Source organism: Marinococcus salis, assembly GCF_054971365.1.
In genome coordinates this window covers 1-5,424 of the sequence record NZ_JBQOJB010000037.1, presented here as the reverse complement: position 1 = coordinate 5,424, position 5,424 = coordinate 1, and the positions used below count along the sequence as shown (strand labels likewise).

6 protein-coding genes and 1 pseudogene are annotated in these 5,424 nt (G+C 45.5%); 1 reads left to right on the top strand and 6 read right to left on the bottom strand.

What is annotated here, in order from left to right:
- Both ACTTK6_RS15665 and ACTTK6_RS15660 read right to left on the bottom strand, forming a co-directional pair.
- Positions 1 to 717 (bottom strand): annotated as a pseudogene (locus ACTTK6_RS15665) (hypothetical protein); the annotation flags it as partial.
- A 628-nt stretch (positions 718 to 1,345) separates the two neighbouring features.
- Positions 1,346 to 1,915 (bottom strand): recombinase family protein, encoded by a 570-nt coding sequence (locus ACTTK6_RS15660; protein WP_462833932.1) that lies wholly within the window; start codon positions 1,913 to 1,915, stop codon positions 1,346 to 1,348.
- Between the two features lie 261 nt (positions 1,916 to 2,176).
- Between ACTTK6_RS15660 and ACTTK6_RS15655 the strand changes: the two genes are divergently transcribed.
- Positions 2,177 to 2,734, top strand: coding sequence for a MerR family transcriptional regulator (locus ACTTK6_RS15655; protein WP_462833931.1), 558 nt, complete (start codon positions 2,177 to 2,179; stop codon positions 2,732 to 2,734).
- A 775-nt stretch (positions 2,735 to 3,509) separates the two neighbouring features.
- Here the strand turns inward: ACTTK6_RS15655 and ACTTK6_RS15650 are convergent.
- The 4 genes from ACTTK6_RS15650 to ACTTK6_RS15635 all read right to left on the bottom strand — a co-directional run.
- On the bottom strand, positions 3,510 to 3,689 hold the full coding sequence (locus tag ACTTK6_RS15650) for a hypothetical protein (RefSeq protein WP_462833930.1): 180 nt from the start codon (positions 3,687 to 3,689) through the stop codon (positions 3,510 to 3,512).
- 80 nt (positions 3,690 to 3,769) lie between these two features.
- Positions 3,770 to 4,141: a hypothetical protein gene (locus tag ACTTK6_RS15645; RefSeq protein WP_462833929.1), complete on the bottom strand. Its 372-nt coding sequence runs from the start codon at positions 4,139 to 4,141 to the stop codon at positions 3,770 to 3,772.
- Between the two features lie 43 nt (positions 4,142 to 4,184).
- A complete protein-coding gene (locus ACTTK6_RS15640) occupies positions 4,185 to 4,328 on the bottom strand; it encodes a hypothetical protein (RefSeq protein ID WP_462833928.1) in 144 nt (47 codons plus the stop codon).
- A 257-nt stretch (positions 4,329 to 4,585) separates the two neighbouring features.
- Positions 4,586 to 5,424, bottom strand: an 839-nt coding sequence (locus tag ACTTK6_RS15635; protein WP_462833927.1) for a hypothetical protein, incomplete at its 5' end; no start/stop codon positions are given.

Sequence of the window (5,424 nt, the reverse complement as noted above, 5' to 3'; positions counted from 1 at the left end):
CCGCCTTAACGTCTGCACAATACGCCCTGTACAGAAGTTTCTCTCCCCTTTTTTTACGCCAGCTGCCATATTATGAAGACCGTTGTGTTTCACCTCTGTAAGTTCCTTTACGGCTCCCTGCGGGCGTTCTGTGGGCTTCTCTGCCTTCACATCGAGCAGCTCTTCAAAATAGTTCAAGGAAAATCTCTGTCCGTTGTCTGGTTGAATCAATCCGCACCTGACTGGTGCGTCCTTCACATTCCATGTACCAGGAACCCTCATGATACGAGCTGCTTCTGCGGCTTGAGTATCTGCCCCTGCTTTGTTCGCTATGGCCTTCAGCACAGGCTCCACTTCCTGCCCTGCTGGTTCATGGAGCAGCCAGTACGCATGGACCCCGTGTCCACTGTCCACGATCATCGACGGCTGCGGGAGCTTTGCATGATTCATGCGGAACTCGACCTCTAGCCAATCTGTGTTATCAAAGTCCGCCCATAATGCACGGGTACGCTGGCAGTTCTCTTTCGAGCCGCTTTTCCTGTTGCCACGCTCGAAGATGCCGACGTAAATATTTCGGTCCTCCGGGAACTCCAGCCAATCGATCTCCTGGAACTTATGAAAGACCTGCTTTGAACCTTCTGCGTCATTAATATAGCGGAACTCGATCGTTGTTGTACCTTCCGTAAACAAGGCTTTAAGAAACTGCTCCGCTGTGTTTGTTGCCGTTGCTGTCTGCATGAAAAAAGGTCCTCCCTTCGATTCTTGTTTAGCCCAGCAAGAATAGAGGAAAGACCTTTAGTATGTTACTTATAGATACACCAACCCTTGCATATCAGCATTCAGGAAGCTACTAATGCAGAAAAATATCTGCTATCAGGAGAGAAAACCTATTGAATACGTTCAACGTTGTGGTGTAAACTTTAAGTAACAAAAAGATACGTTTCCTGCGTATTTTGCAATCCTTGCTGAGCTATTGCTTAGTCTTTTGAAGTTGCGCCAACAACTTCTGAGACGTTATAAAAGCAATGGCTCTTTTGCATTTCTGAGGAAGAAAAACCTGTTAAATTTTCATTTTTATTCCTCGTTCATCTTACTCCCTATTATACTACAGAATACTTGTTCGATTCAAGAGGTAAAACAGGCATTTTCCCTTTTGTGATGCGGCTTTTGAGGTTTCTGTGGGAAACATTTCTGTCGGTTATGTCCGGGGAAAAAGATACCGTCTGTTTGTGTCTGTACTGTCGGATGTGTTTGCTTCTGTATTTTTCATAAATTCATGCATTATTATTCCCATATTCATTCTACTACATATAAAATCCATTCTCACAAACGAACCTTTGATGTCGTTCACTGTTTAATATAGCAGTTAGGCTGTTGAATTCTCAGCGGTCTTTTTACGTTTAGCACGAATCAGCGTACTCTTCGATATGCCTGTAATCTCTTCTACCTCGTTGTAGGAATGGTCTTCAAGCAACTTCAATGCATGATTGATCTGCGCCTTCTTGTACTTATTCGGCCGTCCTTCCCGGTAATCGTCACGCTGTTTCGCCAGCATCTTCCCCTCCTGCGTCCGTTCGACGATTAAATTACGCTCCATTTCTGCTACGGCCAGCATCGTTTGCAGGAAGAAGTTTCCCATTGTCGTATTTTCCAGCAGACCTACGTTCAGCACGTGGACCTTCACGCCACGCTGAAACAAATCCTCCACGATCTCAATGCCTTCCCGTGTGTTACGAGCCAGACGGTCCAGTTTCGTCACGACTAGCATGTCGCCCTCATGTAAGTTGTCCAGTAGATTCATAAAACGTGGACGTTCCCGGCTTGTGCCTGTAAATTTCTCTTCGATGATCTTGTCGCAGTTTTCTTTCTCCAAAGTAGCAATTTGCCCGGCTAGGTCCTGGGCTTTGGTTGATACTCGAGCGTATCCGTATTTCATGCTATGCACCCTCCTACTTATGAACATAAGTTATGACACATTCATTAATACTGATAATACAGCACCGCCTTATCGGTGTCAATAATGTTAAGTTATGATTATCTTTATTTTTATTCTTACTCATGGGAAGATGGATTTGTGCACGTGACTAGTAAGCCATGACGACGAATGCGTGACGAGCATCCAGCACTACAACGTCATGACGACGCTGAACTATAACGAAGTATGAACGTACACGGAAGCTGTTGGGAGGGAAGGAACATGGAGGAATATGAAAAGCGGGTCTACACGCTGAAGGAAATCGCTAAGATACTCGACAAGCCACGGACCACCGTCGATTCCTGGAGAGATTTGTTTGAGGAATACCTGCCTGTAGTGGGAGAAGGAAGGAACCGCCGCTACAAGCGGGAGGCCGTAAACATATTTGAGACGATTGCCCGCATGAAGGAAGCGCATGAAACGAACGACGAAATACGCCGTTACCTGGGGCAGATGGTGAAGGACATTACTGTGCCGGAGGAGAGCCATGAGCCACCACCATTGCTCCGTCAGATGTACGACAGCTATACATACCTGTTGGAACGAAATGAACGCTTAGAGGAACGACTGACTGCCTTTCAGGAAGAATCCCGGCAGCGGGAAGAGCTGCTTCTACATAAGATTGAGGAACTATCCGCCAGGCTGGAAGCTCCGGCAGAAGAGAAACGATCAAACGACGACGAACCCGCAGAGGCAGAGACGGAATTAGAGGAACCTGCTCCAGCAAAAAAAGAAGAGCCTGCCCCCGGATTATTTCGCCGATTCTTCAAGCGGAAGTGATGAACGTTCACAAGTGAAATTCAATCTAATCAGAGGCTTGCTGTGCCACGTTTACCTGCATTCATGAACTGTAGGTATTTGTCGGTAAAATATCTCTATATGAGCCGCACAGAAGCTATTACAGTGCAACCTTTTAAGTTGTCCTGTTCCGTTTTGTAAAAGATGCATCTGCGTTGCATCGTGTCAGTCATTCCCCGGTTATAGGTTCTCCTGCGTACACACTGCCACAAGGGAATCGGCTGTTTCTTATGTCATTCTGCCTTACCTGAACCTTGCCTTTTAGGATGCATCTTTCTACAACGAAGGTGCATCCTTTTTATTCTTTAAGTTAGTTTTGTAGAAGGCACGTTACAGGGTTGTAGTGTGAACACGGGAACGATTTATGTTGTTTTGTATTAGCATCGGGGTTGCATATAGTATTTTGTCATACTTTCTCCCAAAAGTGGGAACGGCTGTCGTGACGAGTTGGTTTCAAGCCACATCATTATCACAGCCAGCAGGAGTCGTACAGGGTGTAAATAATAACCCCCCCTGCCGTGTAACCTTCCAGCCAAGCTGAAACTTGCACTTCGTGATTGACACCTGGCTCTTTTTTATCGAGTTGGAAAATTAAACGCCACTGCGTTGCAAAACCCTTTTTTTACTGCGTACGGAAACTCCTTTTTTGGGTGTCTAATTTGTCGGGTTTAATTCCTTTAGGGGCTCCGGAAACTCTGGATATTCAACAGTGATACAAAAAAGCACCCACCCGGAGGTCGATGCTTGGTTTGCTTATTTACTTTTGCCTCGCGCCGACATATCGCACCTTCTCTAAATTCACTAGCAAGCTGCCTACTGCTATAAAGCGCTTGTTTGACTGTTGAACCATAGCCTGCGCCTGTCGCAATTCCATTTCTGTTTCAATCTCGTCGCCATTATCCATGTAAAGTATCGCTGTCGGTGTTACTTCTGCCATATAGAATACCTCCCTAAATTATGATGCTCTACCAGTTTCTGTATAAATTTCAGAAACCCTTTTTTGTGAATTATAAAGTATCAACCTTCACCTTCCTTTTTCCTCCAAGATTCAGATAATCCGCTGATGCGTTTTTCCAGATGGACACGCCGACTTTCCAATGTATGCAGCGCCCGGTCAAACTCCTGCTGTGTTTCAATCAGGAAATGTCCTCGGCTTGCTATCGGAGACGCTGGACCACCCGCCACAGAACCGACGAGCTTTCCATACTTCGACGATAGATCAGACAAAGCCGCACTCACAGAACGTCTATCCTTCTCTTTCAGCTGCAACTCTTGTATAATTTCGTTAGTTGTTTTAGCTTGCTGTTCACCTCGACGGAGTACGCCAAATACTCTGTCATGTAGAGGTGGCAGCTCTTTTTTTATTACCTCATGTTCCTGCATCGCCATAGTTTTTCACCTCCTTCATGGAATAATCCTTACGAAACCTTACTTAACCTGACTGGTTCTGTTTCATTCTCTCCGCCTGACGTTCCCAGTAACGCTCCTTGTGCTGACGGACCTTCTCTTTGTTCTGTTCCCGCCATTTCTTCGCATACTCGTTACGTGCTTTTCGTGCTTCTTCTGACATCGCCATGCTGATGACCTCCTTACCTATAATTTAAAACTTTGCTACACATTTTTTATGACCGCTCGCTGGCTGCTGCCCTACATTCGCTAATCCCCTATATATAAACATTAGTTCTTATGGGGAAATATTAACCTAACTTGGGAGCTGTAACGCCTGATAAATCAGGGTAAAATGCTCTACACGGAGGGGGAAATATTAACCTAACTTAACGGCTGTACCTCCTGAAGTATCAGGGTTCTTCTGCTCTCACGGCGGGCATGGTCTTAACGGTAGTTCAAGCGAATGTAACGTCTGCCTTTCTTTATCTCCGTTTTGATATACTGCTTGTGCTCCAACCGCTTAATGTTATTTCTGACATTGCGGTCCGTCTGCTTCAACCTGGTAGCAAGCGTCTGGTTCCCGACGTATACTTCCTTCTTCTGATCGAAAGCATAATGTTCCAGCAGGAGAAGTAGTTTATATTCGTGCTCTTTAATGTCTCTTGCAATGAACAAGCGGTGAAGGAACTTCGGTACAGCTGAAAATCCTCGGCGGAAATTCGGTTTCTCCCGCAGGTGATACATATTCACTCGGTTCTTCTTTTTCACTTCGATATATCCCATGTCCTGTAGCACCTTCAATGAATCCCGCAGCTTCTTGTCCGTCTTGTCTCTTCTGAGGTTGTCAGCAATATGCTCTCTTCTGATGCCTCTGTCCTCTGCCAGTTTGATCTCAGACAGCACAGCAAACGTTAAGCCGCTTACCTTATGGAACTTCTCAGGATGAAATAACTCATTGTCATAATGGTGAGCACCTTTTTCTTCTAACTCGAAGAAAACCGTGTCATCGTCAATGAATCGCTCATTCAGTTCCTGTAAACGTGGGTCAGAGAAGTTCTTGCCGTCGAATCTAATACGTTCCTCATCGGAAAAGTCGAACCAGAACTTACGAATGTCCTTCTTAACTTCTTTGATCTCTTTTTTCGGAGTGCAGAAGTTGTTCCATTTCAGCACGATGTCATTAACCTCTTGCCGCCCGTAATCAAGCCGCCTTAACGTCTGCACAATACGCCCTGTACAGAAGTTTCTCTCCCCTTTTTTTACGCCAGCTGCCATATTATGAA